The 20,464-nt window shown below is 57.2% G+C and carries 17 protein-coding genes; 12 read left to right on the top strand and 5 right to left on the bottom strand.

Annotated features, from left to right (window positions below; translation table 11 throughout):
* Window positions 1-454 precede the first annotated feature (454 nt).
* Genes A3722_RS22555 through A3722_RS24460 form a run of 3 tightly spaced genes read left to right on the top strand, consistent with a single transcriptional unit; the run spans window position 455 to window position 2,724 of the window.
* Window positions 455-808, top strand: coding sequence for a plasmid mobilization protein (locus A3722_RS22555; RefSeq protein ID WP_067628214.1), 354 nt, complete (start codon window positions 455-457; stop codon window positions 806-808).
* 10 nt (window positions 809-818) lie between these two features.
* Window positions 819-2,504 carry a relaxase/mobilization nuclease domain-containing protein gene (locus A3722_RS22550; RefSeq protein WP_067628211.1) on the top strand — a complete coding sequence of 562 codons (1,686 nt, stop codon included), beginning with the start codon at window positions 819-821 and terminating at the stop codon, window positions 2,502-2,504.
* Window positions 2,505-2,553: 49 nt separating this feature from the next.
* On the top strand, window positions 2,554-2,724 hold the full coding sequence (locus A3722_RS24460; RefSeq protein ID WP_161487372.1) for a hypothetical protein: 171 nt from the start codon (window positions 2,554-2,556) through the stop codon (window positions 2,722-2,724).
* Between the two features lie 207 nt (window positions 2,725-2,931).
* Here the strand turns inward: A3722_RS24460 and A3722_RS22545 are convergent, their stop codons facing one another.
* Entirely contained in the window at window positions 2,932-4,257 is a 1,326-nt protein-coding gene (locus tag A3722_RS22545; protein ID WP_067628208.1) for a type II toxin-antitoxin system HipA family toxin, read from the bottom strand.
* The gene (locus tag A3722_RS22540) at window positions 4,257-4,508 is read right to left on the bottom strand and encodes a helix-turn-helix domain-containing protein (RefSeq protein ID WP_067628205.1); all 252 of its coding nucleotides are present in this window, start codon (window positions 4,506-4,508) and stop codon (window positions 4,257-4,259) included. Before A3722_RS22540 ends, A3722_RS22545 begins: the two co-directional genes overlap by 1 nt.
* A gap of 274 nt (window positions 4,509-4,782) precedes the next feature.
* On the opposite strand from A3722_RS22540, the gene A3722_RS22535 reads away from it, so the two are divergent.
* From A3722_RS22535 to A3722_RS24605, 8 genes are all read left to right on the top strand, one after another.
* Window positions 4,783-4,998 carry a hypothetical protein gene (locus tag A3722_RS22535; protein WP_201722098.1) on the top strand — a complete coding sequence of 72 codons (216 nt, stop codon included), beginning with the start codon at window positions 4,783-4,785 and terminating at the stop codon, window positions 4,996-4,998.
* A complete protein-coding gene (locus A3722_RS22530; RefSeq protein ID WP_067628201.1) occupies window positions 4,988-8,029 on the top strand; it encodes an N-6 DNA methylase in 3,042 nt (1,013 codons plus the stop codon). The genes A3722_RS22535 and A3722_RS22530 overlap by 11 nt, the downstream gene beginning before the upstream one ends.
* Window positions 8,026-11,076, top strand: coding sequence for a type I restriction endonuclease subunit R (locus A3722_RS22525; protein ID WP_067628198.1), 3,051 nt, complete (start codon window positions 8,026-8,028; stop codon window positions 11,074-11,076). Before A3722_RS22530 ends, A3722_RS22525 begins: the two co-directional genes overlap by 4 nt.
* A complete protein-coding gene (locus A3722_RS22520; RefSeq protein WP_067628195.1) occupies window positions 11,076-11,810 on the top strand; it encodes a M48 family metallopeptidase in 735 nt (244 codons plus the stop codon). Before A3722_RS22525 ends, A3722_RS22520 begins: the two co-directional genes overlap by 1 nt.
* A 76-nt stretch (window positions 11,811-11,886) precedes the next feature.
* Window positions 11,887-13,077 (top strand): ABC-three component system protein, encoded by a 1,191-nt coding sequence (locus A3722_RS22515; protein WP_067628192.1) that lies wholly within the window; start codon window positions 11,887-11,889, stop codon window positions 13,075-13,077.
* The gene (locus tag A3722_RS22510) at window positions 13,074-13,583 is read left to right on the top strand and encodes an ABC-three component system middle component 5 (RefSeq protein ID WP_067628189.1); all 510 of its coding nucleotides are present in this window, start codon (window positions 13,074-13,076) and stop codon (window positions 13,581-13,583) included. Before A3722_RS22515 ends, A3722_RS22510 begins: the two co-directional genes overlap by 4 nt.
* The gene (locus A3722_RS22505) at window positions 13,580-15,496 is read left to right on the top strand and encodes an AAA family ATPase (protein WP_067628186.1); all 1,917 of its coding nucleotides are present in this window, start codon (window positions 13,580-13,582) and stop codon (window positions 15,494-15,496) included. Before A3722_RS22510 ends, A3722_RS22505 begins: the two co-directional genes overlap by 4 nt.
* A 39-nt stretch (window positions 15,497-15,535) precedes the next feature.
* The gene (locus tag A3722_RS24605; RefSeq protein WP_067916475.1) at window positions 15,536-16,948 is read left to right on the top strand and encodes a HEPN domain-containing protein; all 1,413 of its coding nucleotides are present in this window, start codon (window positions 15,536-15,538) and stop codon (window positions 16,946-16,948) included.
* 58 nt (window positions 16,949-17,006) lie between these two features.
* Here the strand turns inward: A3722_RS24605 and A3722_RS22495 are convergent, their stop codons facing one another.
* The 3 genes from A3722_RS22495 to A3722_RS22485 form a co-directional block, all read right to left on the bottom strand.
* The gene (locus A3722_RS22495; protein WP_067625420.1) at window positions 17,007-17,741 is read right to left on the bottom strand and encodes a DUF2971 domain-containing protein; all 735 of its coding nucleotides are present in this window, start codon (window positions 17,739-17,741) and stop codon (window positions 17,007-17,009) included.
* 3 nt (window positions 17,742-17,744) lie between these two features.
* A complete protein-coding gene (locus tag A3722_RS22490; RefSeq protein ID WP_067625422.1) occupies window positions 17,745-19,013 on the bottom strand; it encodes a phospholipase D-like domain-containing protein in 1,269 nt (422 codons plus the stop codon).
* A 164-nt stretch (window positions 19,014-19,177) separates the two neighbouring features.
* Window positions 19,178-19,594: a hypothetical protein gene (locus A3722_RS22485; RefSeq protein ID WP_067625426.1), complete on the bottom strand. Its 417-nt coding sequence runs from the start codon at window positions 19,592-19,594 to the stop codon at window positions 19,178-19,180.
* 523 nt (window positions 19,595-20,117) lie between these two features.
* Here A3722_RS22485 and A3722_RS22480 point away from each other — a divergent pair.
* Window positions 20,118-20,464 (top strand): helix-turn-helix domain-containing protein (locus A3722_RS22480; RefSeq protein ID WP_150120582.1); only part of this gene is annotated, 347 nt, incomplete at its 3' end.

The raw sequence follows: 20,464 nt of genomic DNA, 5'->3' as shown, positions 1-20,464 counted from the left end.
GCTAAACTTGTCCCCGTATCCTGAACTCATAGGTCGTTAGCAGGGAGTACAAGATGTGCGCGGGGTCCCCGCGCCATCTTGGGAAGGGGGCTCAATTGCCGCCCCCGTTCCATCCCCGGCTAGTGCGGAAAGCACCATAGAGACCGATTCTCGGCCCCGGTGTTTCCGCAGTCAGCGTTTCGGCGCTGAACCACGACCAAAGAGCCTTCGTGCCCTTTGGAAACCAGACGAGGGGCTTCCGCGCCCCTTCGATCCCACGGCCAGGGTTTTCGCACCCTGGACCACGACCGGTGTTTCGGCACCGGCTTCGCCCAAAGGGAGACGTCAGCTCGCCCTTTGGAAACCCATCGACCAAGGCGTTCGCGCCCTGGACGGCGACCAGCGAATTCGGCGCTGGACCACGAGCACGGAAACGGCCGTGCCGCCGGTGTGAGGAGGGGAAAGGAGAGCGCACATGCCCGGCAGCGGCAGCGAAACCAGACAACGCCAGATCACACTCAAGGCGCGCTTTAACGAGCAAGAAGCCGCGCTCGTGAAATCGCAGGCGGATGCCGCCGGTGTGCCTGTTGCCGGCCTTATTCGCTACGCCGTTCTCGGTCAGACGCCGCTGCGCTCGACCCGCACGCCGCCGATGGATCGCGAGCTTGCCGCGCGCATGATCGCCGCCCTTGGCCCCATCGCTTGTGCGCTGCGGCAAGCGCATGCATCGGGCGATCTTGAGCTTCTGTCCGAGACGATCATTGCCGCGCAGCGTGATCTTTCTGAAATGCGCACGGTGCTGCTTTCGTCGCTCGGCCGGGAACCGTGAGGAGGCCGCCGTGATCCTCAAAGGCAGCGCCCGGTCCGGCGGTTCCGATCTCGCCACCCACCTTCTCAACGCCTACGACAATGAACGCGTCGAGCTTGCCGATATCCGCGGCACGATCGCCGATGATCTGCATGGCGCCTTCGCTGAATTCGAGGCGGTGGCCAGCGGCACGAAGGCGCAAAAGCCGCTCTACAGCCTGTCCGTCAATCCCTCCGAGCCGCTCACGCGAGAGCAGTATATCGAGGCCGTCGAGGCCATCGAAAACAAGCTGGGATTGACCGGTCAGCCACGCGCCGTTGTCTTCCACATCAAGGACGGTCGCGAGCATTGCCATGTCGTGTGGTCGCGCATTGACGGCGCCGAGATGAAGGCGATCCACATGGCCCATGATCGCCGGAAACTGTGCGACATGGCCGTTCATCTTGCCGAGCAATACGGACACGAGTTGCCGGAAGGGCTGAAGGCGTGGAAGCAGCGCGAGCAGTTCAAAAAGGACAAGCTCGAAGCTACGCTTGCCGAGAACGCCCAGCAGAAAAAATCCGGCATCACGCCCGAACAGCGCCGTGAAGATATTACCGCCGCTTATCGCGAGGCGGACAGCGCCAGTGCCTTCCGTCATGCGCTGGAAGCACGCGGCTATATCCTGGCGCGTGGCGATCGCCGCGCCTTCGCCGTCGTGGACCGGTTCGGCGACGTGCATTCGCTGTCCCGCTACCTCAAGGACGTTCCTCGCAAGGAGATGCGGGAGCGCATGAAAACGCTCGATCCCTCATCGCTGCCATCGGTCGAGCAGGCCAAGGAGCAGGCCCGCGCGCAGCAAAAAGCCAGCGCCGAACGCGCCCGCGAACAGCGCGCCGCTCAGGAGGACGCTGTCAAACGCCGGTCTGCCGAAAAGCGTGCCGCTATGGAGCGCGCCCAGGCCGCCCGCTGGCTGGCACTTGCGCAGCGGGAACAGGCGCTGCTGTTGAGGCAGCAACAAGAGCGCATGGCGCTTCATGCGGCGCAGAAGGCGGAAGCTTCGGGCATGATGTTCCGGATGCGCGCGAAGGTGGCCGATCTTGTTGCCGGTACGCCGGCGCTGCAATCGGTGCTCGGGCATATTTCCAGCCGAGCCGGGCTCGATCCGCGTGAGCGGCACAAGCTGGAAGACGAGGCGCTGAACCGGCGGCATGATCGGGAGAAGGTCGCGCTGGAAGGCCGGAAAAAGGCGCTCGACAAGATCGACCGGCGCGAACGCATGGCGCTCGAACGCGATCTCAAGCGCGAAGCTCTGGCCGCCCGGGCCGCACCGGTGGAGCGCGCGGCGGCGCAGCAGCGCGAGAAGGTGGCGCGCACCGACCCGCGCCTGCTTCAGGAAGACGGGCTCGGCGCGGCGTTCAATGACAAGGCGCAGGACGCTCGTGCGACCGGTGGCGACGGTGAGACCGAAGGCGAGGACCGGCGGTTGCGCGACAGTTGGGGCAAAGCGCAGAAGCAGGATAAGCGCCCGCATCGCACTGACCCGCGGCTTCTGGAAGAGGATGCGCTACGGGAAGAATTTGACGAGGCCGCTCAGGCCCGGCGTCATGACAGTACCGATGAAGGTGAGGGCGAGGACGGCCGCAGCCGGCGCAAAAGCTGGAAGCAGCGCGCGCAGGAAAAAGGCCATCGGCGTGGCCGCGGGCGCGGCTACGGCATGAAGCGTGACGGGGATTGATAATTGCAACGCCAACTTGGCAAAATCGACATGAGGCGAGGATGGATTAATGAACGATAACGAAGATGAAGTGACCGTGACGATCACGTTGAGCCGGAAAGCCTATGAGGCGGCCGAGAGGCGCGCGAAGGAGCCGCATGGCCCGATGGGGGAGATGGCAGGGTTTGTGTCCGCCAGGGAATATATCGAGCGCATGGTCGAGGTCGCGCTGGAGGACTGAAAGGGTCACGCGCTCATCCGTTGGTACCAGCCGGAGAGAAGAGCCAGAACTCTCCAGCAAAGCAGGGCGGGCGCGTTCGTCCTGCATCTTCTGCGCCGCCGCACCCCCATCAACAAGTGAGGGGTGACGGACGGCTCCGGCGAAGCAGGGCGATAGATTCCTCCGCGGGTAGTCTAACCTTGTTTCACGGTCGCAGTCTTCGTGCGTTTATATGACGCTTGTGTTGGGAATATGCAGCCCGCGTACCCGTTCGTGGACGGCGTCGCTGATGGTCTCGTGGATGGCTTGCGGGAAGCCGTCCGGCAGGGAAGATGCAACGGCGTCGAGTGCTTGCGAAACTTCCGCTGCGACCGAGTCGAGCAGCCCGAGGACGCGCTTTTTGGAGAGGCCTGCACGGATGCCCGTTTGCACGAAATGCCGTCCATGTACTTCATCCACGCGGTAGTGCCGGCTATTCCCGACCGACATGGCGAGCTTCATCTGTTTGCGCTCTATCTGGCGGGCAATCAGGCTCGGCTGCGCCGAGAGGATGTCGTAGAATGGCGTCATCCGGTAGGTGCCGCCCGGCCCGATGAACACGCTGAAATTCTTCGCATGACCGTCTGTCGCGCCGATGAGCCAGAAGATGATCTGGGCTTTGAGGAATCGGTCCTGATCTTCTGTCGGTGTGTCGCTGCCGGTCAGGAACTCAAGGATATCCGCAACACCGGGACCGCCATCGCTCTGGTACTTCAGCGTCGGGGGCACCGAAAGAGCCTGGCAGCAATCTTCCTGCGGCAAGCGTATAAGCCGGCCGTCCTTTGCTTTGCGGCGATCGAAGCGCTCGATCACGAGCGCCTTGGTGTCGCCGAAGGTATGGATTTCCGCTTTGTTGACCGGGAGTCCGAAGGCTTCGACGAGCTTCAGGCAGTAATATTCATTCTCGACGCTGTCGGAGAGGTCGATGCCGTTTGGCAGCGTCCCGATCTGCGTCTTGAAGATGTGCGTGGTGGGCGTCGTGCCGTGAGGCTTAATCCAATGCCTGTCATGCAGGAGCAGGGCGGTCTTCTCCTGTGCGCCTGCCACGGAAATCCGGAAGTCGTCGTCGCGGTCGAGTCCAAGCGGGGCCTGGCTGAGCCCCTTGAGCAGTTTCTCGATGGCTTCGTCATCGACGGTCTCGCCTTCAAGGGCGCCGGTGGCTTCCGGCGGCTCGTCATCGCCTGCCATGAACTGGAGGGCACCAACGCAGTCATGGCCGATCACAGAAAGCATGCTGTAGGCGTCCGTCCCGCGCGCGCCGACCTTCTCGGCGACACGGCGGCGCAGGGCGTCAGAATCTGGAAGCAAGTTCTCGAACACAGCGGAAACCGGCTCGCCTCGGTAGGGTGTTTCGCGTAGCGGGAGCGAGAGCGAAACCGGCAGCGCTGGTTTCCATGCGAGCCATTCCTCATGATAGTCGAAGCTGATCGCGCCGCTGCTTTCGCGGCGCAGCGTGCCAACGCGGCGGTTGTTCAGATAGACGCGAAGCGGGACATGTTTCGGGCGTCGTCCCATCAGAACAAGTCCTCGATGTCTGAAGACGTGCCCTTCGAGCGCGGCGCGATCGTGAGTTCAAGATCGAGTGCGGCCAGCACCGAGAGGATGGAGTCGAGCTTCGCGGGCTTGTGGCCGTTCTCGATCACGGAGATCGTGCCCTGGCGCAGGCCTGCACGCTCGGCAAGGTCAGTCTGCGTCCAGCCGCGGCCCTTGCGCGCGCTCTGGATGATGGTGCCGATCTGCTTTGGTGTACGGGCTAGCTCATTCATAGTGACATTATGCGCTACAGCGGATAAATTGTCAATATGCGTTGTGGCGTATAAAATGCGATTAATCGCTATAGCGTATAATACGAATTTATCTGTTAAAGCGTATAAGGACAAGAGTGAAGGTTCGGGAGCCCGCCAGCGAAGCAAGACGGTGCTGACGCCTGCTCCTTGTCTCCGCCGTCACCCTCTGCAGGGTGAAGGCTGACGGACGGCTCCGGCGAAGCAGGGCGAATATGCGAGCAATGTTAATAACTTCTGGCCAAAAGTGTATCCATTGGATACACTCTCCCACAAGGTGAAAGATGTCGGCTTCCGCATACGCATCGACAAGGACCTGCGTGAGCAGTTTCTAAAGGTGTGCCGGTCGCAAGACAAACCCGCCGCACAGGTCATTCGCGAGTTCATGCGCACCTATGTGCGTGAAATGGAACATGGTGAATCCGTCCCCGATGCGGCCAATAACGAGCAGAGGGAGCCGAATGGCCATTAAGAAATCAGAAATTTATCGGTCGCTGTGGGCCAGCTGCGACGCACTGCGCGGCGGCATGGATGCGAGCCAGTACAAGGACTACGTCCTGTCGTTGCTTTTCATCAAGTATATCAGCGATAAGTATGCCGGCGAGCCTTACGCGCCGATCACAGTGCCGGATGGAGCGAGCTTCATCGACATGGTGTCGCTAAAGGGCAAGCCTGACATCGGCGATCAGATCAACAAGAAGATCGTCGCGCCACTGGCGTCGTCGAACCAACAGCTCTCCCAGGCCGACTTCCCGGACTTCAATGACTCAGTGAAGCTTGGCGACGGTAAAGAGAAGGTCGACCGCCTCACAAACCTGATCGCAGTCTTCGAGAGCCCGTCTCTGGATTTCAAGGGCAACCGTGCCGACGGCGATGACATTCTCGGCGACGCGTATGAATACCTAATGCGGCACTTCGCAACCGAGAGCGGGAAGAGCAAGGGCCAATTCTACACGCCGGCCGAAGTTAGCCGTATCATGGCACAGATTCTTGGCATTAAGGACGCTTCAACCAGCTCGCAGACAACCGTCTATGACCCGACCTGCGGCTCGGGCTCGCTTCTCCTGAAAGTCGGCGACCAGGCGGGCACGTCGGTCACGCTCTACGGGCAGGAAAAGGATGCGGCCACGAGCGGTCTTGCCCGCATGAATATGATCCTGCACGACTACCCCACCGCCGAAATCCGGCAGGGTAATTCCCTCGCCGACCCGAAGTTTCTCGACGGCGAGGCGCTCAAGAATTTTGACTATGTCGTAGCCAATCCGCCCTTCAGTGATAAGCGTTGGACCACTGGGATGGAGCCTGCCAACGATCAGTTTGAGCGCTTCAAAGCGTTTGGTACTCCTCCAGAGAAAAATGGCGACTACGCCTACCTTCTACATATTGTCCGTTCGCTCAAGAGTACCGGCAAGGGCGCCTGTATTCTGCCTTTAGGCGCGCTTGGACGCGGTAATGCCGAATCTAATATTCGCGAAAAGCTGGTGCGCAAAGGATATATACAGGGAGTCATTGGGCTGCCGGCAAACCTTTTCTATGGAACGCCTATCCCTGCTTGCATAGTCGTTATCGACAAGCAGGGAGCCGCGGACCGAGCAGGCATATTTATGATAAATGCAAACGAGGGCCTTATAAAAGATGGACCTAAAAACCGTCTTCGCTCTCAAGACATTCACCGGATCGTAGACACCTTCTGGAGGGGTGGCGATGTCCCCGGCTACGCTCGAATGGTCCCTTTCTCGGATATCGAGAAAAACGAATTCAACCTTAATGTTGCGCGTTACATTGACAAACAGACTGAAGAGGATAGGCATGATATCGAGGGTCATCTGCACGGCGGCATTCCGGCGGCAGATATCGATGCCTTGCAATCCTACTGGGAAGTCTATCCCACTATGAAGCAAGACCTGCTCAGTGAATGCCGCCCCGGATATTTCGAGCTTAAGGTCGATAATGGTGAGGTCCGCCCCGCAATCTTCGAGCATTCCGAGTTTGTTTCGTTCCGTGAAGGGATGCGAACGCATTACGAGAAGTGGTTGGCGCGCACGGCGTCCTACTTGAAAGGACTGGATGCCGAATGCGATCCCAAGCAAGTGATCTTCGATATATCGGAAGACCTGTTAGCGCACTACACCGGCAAGCCGCTAGTCGATAAATACGATATCTATCAGCACCTCATGGATTACTGGGCTGAGGTGATGCAAGACGATTGCTACCTGCTCGCGGCCGATGGCTGGAAGGCCGAGACGTACCGCATCATCGAGGAAGGCAAGAACGGCAAGCAAAGGGACAAGGGCTGGGCCTGTGACCTTGTGCCGAAGGAATACCTTGTAGCGCGCTTCTTCGCCGATGAACAGGCCGAGATAGACGCCCTGACCGCCGAGCTGGAAACCGTTGAAGCCAAGAAGGCTGTTCTTGAAGAAGAGAACGGCAGCGAAGGCGGCGCGTTCGCTGAGCTGGAGAAAATCAACAAGGGCAATATCAACACCCGGCTGAAGGAGACTAAGGGGGACGCCGATGCTGCCGAAGAAGAGGCCGCGCTGAAGGCGTGGCTGAAGTTGAGCAACCGCGAGAGCGATCTAAAGAAGCAAATCAAGGAGGCCGAGGCAGCGCTCGATAAGGCGGTCTATGGAAAGTATCCGGAGCTAACCGTGGAAGAAATCAAGGCGCTTGCGGTCGATGACAAGTGGCTCAATGCTGTCCAAGGGATGATTCAAGACGAGATGGATCGGATCAGTCATTTGCTAGCAGGACGTATTATTGCACTTGCGGATCGTTACGAGTTTTCATTGCCTGAGATCGTCAGTCGCGTTTCAAAAGAGCGCTCAAAGGTAAAGCAGCATTTGGCGCGGATGGGATTTTTGTGCGAAGGAGGCGACGTTGCCGGCTCTATTGAGGAAAGCTCGATGGTTTCCGCAAACATGCAGCCGTGGGAGGAAGTTCCCATTCTAGATCTTGTATCACTTCCGACGGGGCAAGTCGATCCTCGGAGGCAGCCATACAAGTCGATGCCGCTAATTGGGCCTGAACACATTGAAGAGGGCACGGGGAAATTATTTCAGACGACAACTGCCGCTGACCAGGGCGCAATAAGTGGAAAATACTTGGTGTCTAAGGGGGATGTCATTTACGGAAAGATTAACCCTCATCTTAGAAAGGTGGCAATTGCTCCTTATGACGCTATTTGTAGCGCTGATCTTTACCCGCTTCGCCCAAAGGAGGGGGTTTCTAGTGCCTTTATAGCTGCCACTCTGCTTAGCGACGAATTTAGCAATTTTGCTATCGCACTCTCGGCCCGTAGCGGCATCCCGAAGATAAATCGTGAAGAGCTGGCTGGATATCTAGTCCGAATACCCGTTTCACGCGACGAGCACTGGAGGATCGGCCAGGTAATGCTGGATGGTGATGCAGAAGCAGATGCTTTGGAGGCACTCCTGCGCAAATCGCAACAGATAAAGCTGGGCATGGTTCAAGAACTGCTCTCCGGTAGGGTCCGGCTAGTATGAGTGACGTCCTAAAACCGGAGAAAGTCACCCAGCGCCGTGTGATCGAGCTCTTTCAGGACGAGCTCGGATATAAGTACTGGGGCGACTGGGCCGATCGGCCGGGCAACAGTAACATCGAAGAGCAGCACCTGACGAACTGGCTTGGACGCCGTGGCTACAAGCCAGCGCAGATTGGCGCGGCCCTCCAGCGGCTTCAGCGGGAGGCGAGCAACGCGAGTCGTAGCCTCTATGCGAACAATCAAGCCGTATACAATCTGCTACGCTACGGGGTGGCGGTGAAGATCGAAGCGGGCAAGCCCTCCGAGACCATACAGCTCATTGCCTGGGACGATCCAACGGCAAATGAATTCGCGATTGCTGAAGAGGTGACGCTGACGGGAGGACACGAGCGGCGGCCGGACCTGGTGCTCTATTTGAACGGGATTGCCGTCGGTGTGCTTGAGTTGAAGAATAGCCGCGTCAGCATCGGTGACGGCATCCGGCAGAGTCTTTCCAACCAGCGGCCGGAATTTAATAAATGGTTCTACACCACCGTTCAGTTCGTCTTCGCCGGGAATGACACCGAGGGGCTTCAGTATGGCACCATCGGCACGCCGGCCAAATACTTTCTGAAATGGAAGGAAGATGAGGAAAGCGACGAAGGCTACAAACTCGACAAGTACCTGAAGAAGCTCTGCGATAAAGAGCGCCTGATTGAGCTGATGAAAGACTTCGTCCTCTTCGATGCCGGTGTGAAGAAGCTACCGCGGCCGCACCAATATTTCGGGATCAAGGCTGCTCAGGAGCGTGTCGGGCGGCACGAAGGCGGTATCATCTGGCACACCCAGGGTTCGGGGAAAAGCATCGTCATGGTGCTGCTCGCCAAGTGGATACTTGAGAACAACCCGAAGGCCCGCGTCGCCGTGATCACCGACCGCGATGAGCTGGACAAACAAATAGAAGGGGTCTTTGAAGGCGTAGGCGAGCCGATCAAGCGGGCGAAGAGCGGCCGCGATCTCCTCTCGAAGCTCGGGGAAGCAACACCGCGGCTGCTTTGTTCTCTCGTCCACAAGTTCGCCAAGCGGGACGTCGAAGACTTCGATGCCTGGATCAAGGACATGGAAGGGCAGTCCAGCTCGACCGTCGGCGAGATTTTTGTCTTTATCGACGAGTGTCACCGAACCCAGAGTGGCAAGCTCCACCGCGCTATGAAGGCCATGATGCCGAACGCCATTTTTGTCGGCTTCACCGGCACGCCCCTGCTCAAGAAAGACAAAAAGACCAGCATGGAGGTCTTTGGCCACTACATTCACACCTACAAGTTCAGCGAGGCAGTAGAGGACGAGGTGGTTCTCGATCTTGTGTACGAGGCCCGCGACATCGACCAGCGGCTCGGCTCGGAAGATCGGATCGAGGCGTGGTTCGAATCCAAGACCAAGGGGTTGAATGACTGGCAGCGGGACGAGCTGCGCAAGAAGTGGGGCACTATGCAAAGCGTGCTCAGCTCGAAGTCACGCATGAACCGCGTCGTTAGTGACATCCTATTCGATTTCAGTGTAAAGCCGCGCCTGAACAGTGACCGCGGCAACGCTATTCTTGTGGCCTCCACGATCTACGAAGCTTGCCGCTACTACGAGCTGTTCGGAAAGACCCCGCTCAAGGGCAAGTGTGCACTTGTCACGTCCTACAACCCGAACACGCAGCACGTGACCAAGGAAGAGATCGGGGCAAATTCGGAGACTGACAAGCAGTTCATCTACAACACTTACACGGACTTGTTGAAGGACGTCACGCCGCGCGCTGGCAAGTCCAAGACCGAGACATACGAGGACGACGCTAAAGACCTTTTCACCAAGCAACCCGCAAATATGAAGTTGCTGATCGTGGTCGACAAGCTTTTGACCGGGTTCGATGCCCCGCCATGCACCTATCTTTACATCGACAAATCGATGCAGGACCACGGCCTCTTTCAGGCGATTTGCCGAACCAACCGGCTCGATGGCGAAGATAAGGAGTTCGGTTATGTCGTTGACTACAAGGACCTCTTCAAGAAGGTTGAGAAGGCCATCGCCGTTTATTCTTCGGAGCTCGATGACAGCGCACCGGGTGCCGAGCCGGACGTTCTTCTTCAGGACCGTTTGACCAAAGGGCGCGAGCGGCTCGATGACGCCCTCGAAGCGCTGGAGCTCCTCTGTGAGCCCGTCGAGCCACCAAAGGGCGAGCTTGATTTCATTCACTATTTCTGCGGCAATACCGAAATCCCTTCGGACCTTGAAGAGCGGGAGCCGCAACGCTCGATGCTCTACAAAGCTGTTGCCTCCTTCGCGCGGGCCTATGCCAACCTGGCCGACGATATGGACGGCGCAGGCTACACGCCCGCCGAAATCCAGAACATCAAGAATAGGCTCGACCACTATCTCGCGATCCGAGAGATTGTCCGGAATGCAAGCGGCGAGACTCTCGATCTCAAGGCCTATGAGGCCGATATGCGGTATCTTATCGATACCTATATCGAGGCTGATGACGCACGAAAAATTTCCGCCTTCGACGACGTGAGCCTGCTAGATTTGATCGTGAAAACCGGCATCGCCGATGCGATTGCCAGCAAGCTCGGCAGCATGAAAGGCAATAAGGACGCTATCGCCGAAACCATAGAGAACAATGTCCGCAGCAAGATCATCAAAGAGCACCTCAACGACCCGGATTTCTATGACCGTATCTCGGCACTGCTCGACGAGATCATCCGAAATCGTCGCGAAAAGGCGCTCCAGTACGAGGAGTATCTGCGTCAGATCGCTGATCTCGTGAAGCGGATGGATGTCGGCACAGCCGAAGGAACACCTGAGCGACTTGATACGCCTGGCAAACGTGCCCTCTATAACAACCTGGAGAGCGACGAAGAACTGGCCCTACGGCTCGACGACACCGTGAAACAGAATGCTCCCGATGGCTGGCGTGGCGTGGAACCCAAAGAGCGCGTTATCAAAAAGGCGCTCTACCAAGAGCTCGGCGACAAGGACGAAGTCGAGCGCATTTTCCTGATTATCAAGGCGCAAAGGGAGTATTGATGGCTTCCGAACTGCGCCTTGGCGACATAACGGTGGATGTGATCCTGAAGGACATCAAGAATGTCCATCTCAGTGTCTACCCGCCGACCGGTCGCGTGCGGATTGCCGCGCCGCGTAGTATGACGCTGGAAACCATCCGGCTCTTCGCCATATCAAAGCTCGGCTGGATCAAGAGGCAGCAGCGCCGCCAGCGTGAGCAGGAGCGCGAAACCCCGCGCGAATATATCGAACGCGAAAGCCACTACCTCTGGGGGCGGCGGTACTTGCTGCGGATCGCAGACGATGCCCCGCGCGGCTATGTTGCCCTCTCGCATCGTCACATCGAGCTCGGCGTGCCCGAAGGATCCGATGCCGAAAAGCGGCAGGCTGTTCTGGATGGCTGGTATCGTGAAGAACTGCGAGCGGCTGCACGCGAGCGCGTTTCTTTCTGGGAGGATCGTCTCGCGGTAAGGGTCGACCGGCTCTTCATCCAGCGCATGAAAACGAAGTGGGGCGGCAGTAGTCCCGAGCGCGGTACGATCCGGCTCAATCTTGAGCTTGTGAAGAAAGATGCCGAGTGCCTCGATTACGTCGTTCTCCATGAAATGGCGCATTTTATCGTGCCAAACCATAGTGCCGGATTTGTTGCATTACTTGACCGTCATATGCCAAATTGGAGAAATGTGCGGAAGCATTTGAACGATTTACCGCTTCTGTCTGATAACAACGAGCAGTTAATTAAAGAGAATTTTTGATGCAGGCGCAGATTTCCAAAGACATCCGTTTTCGCTGTAGATGCCGTGATCAGTCGGTTGCCGATGCGGAGAGTCCATGAGCATCGGCCTTCAGTTTACACATAAATGCGGTGACAAGAATGGAGCGGTGCTCGACATCGTGTTCATCCACGGCATAACGGGCGACCCGGACGAGACCTGGACCAATAACGCAGGGGGTTTCTGGCCGTGCTGGCTAGCGGACGACCTGCCTGGTCTCTGCATCCATACGGCCGGGTATCCTTCCAGCTTCTTTGCCAAATGGGCGAAGAAGGAGATGAACATTCACGAACGCGCCTCCAGTCTTGCCGAGCACATGGTTGCTCATGGCATCGGGAAGCGACCACTGGTCATCATCTGCCACAGCCTTGGTGGCCTCCTGGCGAAGGAAATGTTCCGGGCCTGTTGCGAAGCGCAGGACGAGGATTGGATCGCCCTTGGCGACCAGCTCAAGCTCGTTGTCTTTTTCGCCACGCCCCATAAGGGCGCTGCGCTTGCCGCCATCATGAACACCCTCATACCTCGGACCAGTTCGCCCTCTGTCGAAGCGCTGAGCAATGACACCGGTTATCTCACCAACTTAAATAGCGGCTATCGCGACTTGGCCGCCAAGAAAGGACTTACAACCGTCGCCTATTACGAAAAGTACAAGACCAAAAACGTCGCACTTGTTGTCTCGGAGGACTCTGCAGACCCGGGCAACACAAAGACCCGACCTGTAGCTCTTGATGCCGACCACATCGAAATTTGTAAGCCCGGTGCCAAAGACTCACCGGCGTATTTGTCTGTATCCCGTCATATTGGAAAGGTCCTGGAGGGCTGCCCTACGTTGGAGGAAGACGACCCCGATGACGGTCTCGGGCCGTACGATTACTCGAAACCCGCGGAGCATGATCGCCGCACCTTGCAGGAAAAGCTCATTGATGCCGGCAGGGAATATGAATACGCCACTGCGAACAGCCTTCAAAACAGGTTCGCGCGCACCTACTACAGGCTTGGCCTATTCACTGAAGCCAAAACCCGGCATGATACGATCCTCTCGGTTGTCGAGCAGCGCTTTCTGACTCACGTCTACGGCCCAAAAATTTGCGCGGGCGCGCCGGAATCCGAGATCGCGGCGGCCTTGCAGGAGCATGTTATCGATCCGCTTTGTACGTCAGCCCAGTACGGCAGGCTGACAAATAGCACCGTTCTCCAGGCGCTATACTACCTGACCGAGCAATGCCATATACAGTGGGACAAGCCATGACCGGACGGCTTTGGTTTCCGCAGCTCGATGTCTATGACGCCGTCCGTAGGTTAGGCGGACTTCTTGGTTTGTGGAAGGGCAAGACACTGCCATCGCCCGAGCGACTGTTCATCATGGATTTCTTCCTCGCGAATGCGCCGCTTCTCCACAAAACGCATATGCCGCAGGAGGTGCGAAAGGCCTTTGGAGAGCTCGGCGTGCCGCGTCCCGAAAAATCTTTCGTCAGCTATCCCTCACCGCAAATGCTCTTCCAGAAGATGGACGAGGTGCAACGCCAGGCGTTCCGCACTCTGTCCGGCAAGGGCCTGATAGAGCTGCCACAGCTTGAAAGCGGCAATGTCGCTCCGTCCGAAGAGGGGCGCAGGCTCTTTCGCGAAGAGTTCTTGCCCCTCTTTTCCGATCGGGAGCGACAGCTGGGCGCATTTCTGGTTGGCCTGTATGCCCCGGAAACCAGATCGATCTCGGATATTCGCCAGAGTACAGGACTGCGGAGGCTTGTAAGATGAGTTATTCGCAGTTCCATATCAAACGCCTACGGGTCATGCAGGGCGGAGACCCCGTCTATGATCAGACTTTCCATACGGGCGTGAATATCATCCGGGGTGAGAACGGCTCCGGCAAATCGACGATTGCAGATTTCATATTCTACGTTCTCGGCGGTGAGTTTGATAACTGGAAGTCCGTAGCCGCGAACTGTGATGAAGTTCAGGCGGAGATAGGGACGGCGAGCGGTCTCTTAACCGTCAAGCGAAGTATAGACAGGGCTCAGACGCCTGCATCTGTATTCTTTGGCTCGTTCGAGGAGGCCTCGGCTCAGGGTTTGGATGGCTGGCAGAGTTATCCGATCCGGCGGACAGCGAGCGGTAGTGAGAGCTTCTCACAGATCATGTTCAGGGCCTCGGGTATACCCGAAGCCCAAAGCCAGGGCGCGGCCAACATTACGATGAACCAGCTGCTGCGGCTCGTTTATGCGGATCAACGGACGCCGGCCGCGTTCCTCTTTCGGTATGAGTCGTTCGATACCGGCGAGATCAGGGAGGCGGTCGGTGACCTTGTCTGCGGTATCCGTGGCTATGAGTCCTACGAGATCGAGCTCGAACTCCGGAAATTGAACAAACAGTTCGATGAACTGGATGCTCAGTACAAGTCGCTCCTCAAGTCATTACCGGAGGAGGAGGCTCTGGCGCGGGTCGAGAGCATTGATAGCCGGCTCAAAGAGCTGGAAGCCGAATATGCCCGCCTCTCGGAAGAAATCGCCAATGTTGACGATCGTATTGACGACCAGGAAGTCCGCGCCTTTCTCGATGAGAGAAAGAAGGCTGCCGCGGACATCCGCAGGCACCGTGGGCGCATTGCGGAACTTGAACAGCAAATCCACACCAATGACCTCGAAGTTGCGGATTTGACGAACTTCATCGCCCATCTCGAAGAGTTGTCGGAAAAGCTGCCGAAGGCGAAGAAATCGTCCGAGATTATTGGCAGTATCGAATTTACCCACTGTCCGGCTTGTCTGGCGCCGCTCAACGGTACAAGCGATCCGGACCATTGCGTTCTTTGCGGCAGCGAGACCGATCCGGAACAGGAGCGCTCCCGGTATCTCCAGATCAAGCTCGACCTCGATATCCAGATCAGGGAGTCGCGCCAGCTTCTTTCGGACAAGGAAACCGGTACGTCGAACGCCAAGAAGGAACTCAGGCGGCTTCGTTCTGACTACCAAGAGCAGCTTTCCGAGTTCACGGTACGCTACGAGATCAGCAACGGGCCGCGCGAGAGTTTCGTGGCTGAACGCTACCAGCGGCTGGGCCAGATTGATAGGGAGCTGACCCAACTCTCACGGCTGCGCGAACGTGCGGGTGAACTTGAAGGCATAAGTACGCGCAAAGCCGCCGTGCAGGCCGAGATCGACAAGAAGAAAGACCGCCAGAAGGCGCTCGACGCTGCCAGTTCGCGTCGACGGCGCATCGCGCTTACCCATGTCTCCGAGAAGGCAAAAACCTTCCTGAGGCAGGACCTCGACCGTCAGGACGAATTCCGACATGCGGATTCAGTGGAGGTGAACTTCAGGGATAACTCGATCCTCGTGGATGGTGACCTCAATTTTGCCGAGAGCAGCAATGTGATTGTGAAAAACTCCGTGATCCTCGCGCTTTTCGCGGCCGCCACTGAAGACGAAGAGTTCCTGCATCCGCGCTTCCTGCTCATGGACAATGTCGAAGACAAGGGCATGGAGGACAAGAGAAGCCACAATTTTCAGGACATCATCGTGAAGGCGTCGAAAGCCGCCAAGCTCGATCACCAGATCATCTTTACGACGTCGACGATCAATCCCGAACTTGCTGGCGATGACTACACCATCGGCCCGCACTATACGCACGACCACCGCACGTTGCGGAACGTTGGCGACAGCGATGAGGAGTAGTCCTATGGTTTATCTCATCCTCGCCCGGATCGCTGACAAATGACGCTGAGCAATGTACAGGTGCCGGCCGGTAGGGCCATCAGTGATGCCGAGGCGTTCTTGGGCAGCAAGCACAATGCGCTAGGCGCCTATCAGTCTCTTGAGCACCTGGTCGTCGATGGCGAGGATCAGGTTGATGCAGGCACTTTCCGTGGCCTAATGCATCATATGCTGGTGATACGTTCCGAGTTGGCGAAAGCCCTTTGGAGGGCCGAGCTCTATGTCGGTATATCGATTATCGACGAACTTGTCTTTCAGTCGGTTAAGAAAGGGCCTGGGCCAATCGTGCAGGACGTTCTGTCCTATTTGACAACTACTCAGGTCGGTGCGCCAGGTTTCGTGCTGTACCCGCTCCACGGCTTCGGAATAGAGAGGGAATCGATTTTCGACATGGGCCGGGGTGCGAATTCGTTTCTACACTTCAGGCAAATGGGGGTGTGCCTTGCAGCACAAAGCAACGACTTCGATGCGACTGTCGATACAGTTTACAGGATGGCATCGAGACTCGGTGTTGAAGGGAAAATTGATCCGTCTGACTTGGGCCATCATACACGCGCCGGGAGTATGGACTGGTTTACAAGAAACCCGCTTATGATGGTGCGGCTGGCATCGCACACCGGGGCATACTACGAGAACCAGTTTGTCTATACATTAAAAATTCGGGTTTCGTCGGCACTGGCTGCGATGCTGTATGCTCTCGGCGCTGACCGCGGCAATAAGAGCGATGATTTTCATTCGTCTGCCAGAGTCAACAACTGGCAGACGCTCGATATCCACCATTATCTCATCGGAGAGTCACGCGGGGCCAAATCCGATCCTGTCGACCTGCGGCGCGTGCCGATGAATGTTGCAGCACTTGACCTCGCGCTGTTGTCCGACCTGACTCTTACGCTTAGCCCGGACACGCTGAAGTCAGCGTTCCTGAGAAAAGCGCAGAGACAATTTGCGAAAGCGCTCAAAGTTGTAGAGGCGGGGCACCTCGCCCATGTGAACACGACAAGCGATGACCGTGTGAGGCGTAAGGTTTATGCGAGGATTGTAACAGCACTCGATTGGTACCGTCGTTCGTTCAGCGCGCGTGTCACCGACGACGAAGCCGTTGTCTCATTGGCCGTTGCCTTCGAGACCCTCCTGACGGACGGCTACTTGAGGGGAGGCGTGAAGGACCGTGTGGAGAGACGACTTCGCATTTCTCTTCGCGGCAAAAGAGGTGTCGGTGACTATGTCGATGCTGTAATTTCAATTATGCAGGCAAGAGGTGAAATCGTCCACAACGGGTCGACGTTGCAGGAAGCGGAGGTCATCAAGGCGCAAGCGGCCTTTGCTCTATGCTTTGAGGATGTCGTTGGTCGACTGCCCGGGCTCGGGAGCAGTCTGGATCAGCCAATCGGGAAAGTACTGGGTGACGCTTGATCAAACTGGTTTCGTTTGCAGGCGGAGCAGGTATCGCGACAGTTCGGATATTTATCTCCTAGGGAATCATTACAATGAAATCGTCCGGGGGTCTGTAGAGTAGCGAGCGCTTAATCCGTTTTTCATCGAACCCGGTTTTGGCAACGATCTCGTCTTTGAACGAACGATAATCCTTGTAGGTCATTCGTGGATCAATCATCACCTGATCAAAGACTTTGTGCGGATCGAGCGGGTACTTGTAGACGCCGTTCTTGTGCACTGCTGAACTGCCTTCGAAATAAACGAGGCGCACTTCTTTCTCGTGTTCGAAGGCGCTTCGCTTAACAAGTAGCGAGTTTGCAACTGATCGAGCGGATAGGTCGTCCTTGAATACAGTACGCGCGAATTTTCGAAGCCCTGCTTCATTCGGGTAGGTCACCCGGCCAATGAAGCAACTGTCGTTTTCCATTCCTTTGTTGGCGCTACACAGGCTATCGAGAAGCCTTCCAACCGTTGTCCTTATGCGCACGGCGTCTTTCCCGGGCGAGTAGATGCGCCACATAGCATCAGACGCTTTATGCAGCGTCCAGCACTGACCATAGACATCGTCGTGAAACGCAATATCTCCAATTTCGCCGTTTGATCGCTTCACTGGCGATCTCAAAATGAAGTTCTCGAAGGGGTCTTCCCACTTCGTCGGCCATACAAGGGCATTCTGCCTTTTCCCGAACAACTCAAAGAACCGATTCCGGGGGAATACCCTGTAAATTGTGGTTCTTCTGGTGATGTCGCCGATAATAGTTCCTCGTGGCATCTATTAGGCTCCTTTGACGTCGAAGCCGAGAAAGCGCAGGGCTTTCGCCATGCGGCCGTTCATGGGCGGGCATTCTTGGGGTTTGATCGTGCCATAGAGTTCGAGGGCGCAGAACTTGGCGAAGAGCTTCACTTTCATCGAGCGTTCATAGAGCACATCGTGCAAGCGCTGGATAAAGTCGCCCGGGCCGTGAAGCAAGTAGGCAAGCGTTTCTCGCACGTGGGCGATGTCGTCGTTATTCTGCTTCCAGAATTCCGCCGGTAGATTCTGGAGGCCACCTTTGACGAAGCGCATCTGTTCGGTGAAGGCGTGCAGCGACATGAGACCGGCGGTGAGAGGTTCCTTGTCCGCCTCCTCGATTGCTTCCCGTGTCCCGAAGGTCTGTTTCACTGTGTGCAGCCAGGCGACGTAGTCTTGCGGTACCTTGTTGTCCGCAGCCTCTACCCACTCGCGAGCGTAGCTTTCGATCGTTTGTCTTCGCTCGGCAGGGCTGCGTAGGGGGGCGGTCTTCCATGCCTCGTCGCCGATGACGTGGGTCAGCCGGACATAGTTCAGGAAGCGGTTGGTCTCGTTCTCGATGCCGACCTCTTTGAGATCGGAACGTCGAAAGCCGCCGTCCCGGAGGATGGCTGTGACTTCACCGAAGGCCGGGCGATATTGCTCGTAGACCTCCTGGCGTAGCGCTTCGAGAAAAACACGCTCGCTTGACCTCTGGCGGCTGGCGACATTGATGTTGTGCGGTTGGGCCTTCCCGAGGGCGGCTTCGATTTCTTTCTCAGTGTCGGGCTGTCTGCGGCGGAGTTCCTTCCAGGTCTTCTCGAATTCATCGAGTTTCTCGCGCGTCAGAACCTGACCGGCATCCCAGAGTTCGACGAAGAGCGCTCTCACGTCTTCGAGGTCTTCAGCGTCCTCGTTGCGGTCAAGCCGGATCACGGCTTCGCGGTTCGCCTGCAGGCCGCCATCGGTGAGATTGGCGGAACCGAGAAGCGCAGCGTTTTCGAAGATGAAGATTTTCGCGTGGAACCGGCTGGTCAGATAGCGGATCGCAATGCCCGGGACCTCATGAATCTTGCGTAGGGCTTGTGGGCTGGTCGCTTCGTTGAGGCCGATAAGCAGTTGCACGGTCTTGCCTTTCCGTGCTGCTTCAAAGATTGGGTCCGCCTGCGTGAAATAGGGCGCTGCGAGATGCATGTGCTGGGAGCCATCGAGCAACTGGGCAAAGGGGTTGATGACGAAATCCTTCTGCGGCCCGTTCGAAAATAGTCTGCTCATTATGCTCCTCTCTGGCGCTTCGGTCTCATGCCTGTGCGCTTTTCTGAAATCATAACATGGAGTTAGGTGCTTGTCGCCCGTCCGGATTCCGGTACGGCAGTCCGGTCGTCCAAGGTCTATAGCTTCCGTGAAAATACATTGGTTTCAAATGAATGTGCCGAAACTTAGTCGCGTAGGGCGGCGATCGATTTGATCGTGCCGTCGCTGTCCTGGAACTTCCAGTTCCCGTTCCAGACATTTTCGTTGCCTGCGGCGATCGAGGCGTTGAGCTGGTTCAGCGTGTCATAGGTCTGGCCGGTATCGGTGCGGTGCCACATGCCGTTCTCTGCCACAGCGTTGTACTGCTTGCGCTTATAGGTCCGGAAGATCGTGAAGCCGGGCGGGAAAGTGACGTTGTTGCGGCGGTCGACAAAGCCTTCGCTGATGTCGGTGGCCTGGGGGGTGTCTTGCGTAGCGGTGTCGGGGGCGGGCTGGCATTTGAAGATACGCCGCAGAATGGCGTCTTCGGTCTCTTCGCCCTCCTGGCGGTGGCTCCAGATGGCAGCGAAAACATCTGTCGAAATAGGTATCGTGCGGTTCATGATCTATCTCCTTTGCTCTTGTGATTAGTAATTAGCAAATAGTGCTATGCAGTGTCAAGCGTAGAATCTTGATGTGGTGGGGGTGCGTCCTGCCGGCTGCGCGTCGGCGGCAGGACCGGGCTCTCGTGAACCGGACCCGCGCCGTAGCCTTGGCAACAGCGGGCTCCAGCCCTCCGGCTTCGATCCCTCGCACGGACATGCCCCGGCGAGACGGGCCTTATTGACGAAGCTGTTTGGGAATCAGCGGCGCTCTAATACGAACCTCGACAGTCCGACCTCTTGGGCTGCGCTATTGATGGACGGAGTCCATATGCTGCAAACGGCAAACAAAGTCCAAGGCGCCCTCCCGCAACCAACTTTAGCGAACTTTCGCTTTCAGTAAGGCCCGCCTCACCGGCGGGCCTTACTGCTGTTGATTGTCACTGAGAACTGACCCGGTAGCCCCATAAATTGTCACTGAGAATTGACCCATGTGAACACACTTCCCCGACGGTTTTGGTTGGGGGGATTTGGAGTGATCGACATGGGATTTTTGAGTGTCATTCGACGCTGGGCATTGCGTGACAAGATGCCAATCAGGGAGATTGCCCGGCGGACGGGTTTGTCTCGGAACACGATAAAGAAGTATCTGCGTGAAGGTGCGGTGGAACCGCAGTTCAAGACGCCCAAGCGTCCAAGCAAGCTGGATCCCTATTCGGATCGGCTGTCAGCCTGGCTTTTAATCCAGACGCGGAAGTCACGCAAAGAGCGGCGGACAGTGAAGCAAATGCATGCTGATCTGGTGAAGCTGGGATATGATGGCTCCTATGAACGCGTAGCAGCTTTCGCCCGGGCATGGCGTGAAGATCGGCATCGAGCGGAACAGACGAC

Source organism: Sulfitobacter sp. HI0027 (assembly GCF_001634775.1).
GTDB lineage: Bacteria > Pseudomonadota > Alphaproteobacteria > Rhodobacterales > Rhodobacteraceae > Sulfitobacter.
This window is presented reverse-complemented; position numbering and strand designations above follow the sequence as displayed.